Raw genomic sequence first — 250 nt, 5'->3', positions numbered from 1 at the left:
GTCGCGGATACAACCGCCGAGACAAGTGGCAGCACCGCCGTAAGGTTCGATTTCCGTCGGATGATTGTGCGTTTCGTTTTTGAATAATAAGAGCCATTCTTCGGTTTTACCGTTCACATCAACGGGTACAACGATGGTACAGGCATTGATTTCTTCGGATTCGTCGATTTCTTTGAGACCGCCTTGCGCACGCAACTCTTTAACGGCTAAGGTGGCCATATCCATCAAGGTGCGGGCTTTTTTACGGCTC

The 250-nt window shown here is 49.6% G+C and carries 1 pseudogene; it reads right to left on the bottom strand.

What is annotated here, in order from left to right:
* Positions 1-250: pseudogene (locus QZL64_RS10255) on the bottom strand (phosphoribosylformylglycinamidine synthase); the annotation flags it as partial.

The organism is Veillonella sp. CAG:933 (genome assembly GCF_000431435.1).
GTDB lineage: Bacteria > Bacillota > Negativicutes > Veillonellales > Veillonellaceae > Veillonella_A.
Note: the sequence above shows the minus strand (reverse complement) of the source record. Positions and strands in the feature narration are given on the sequence as shown.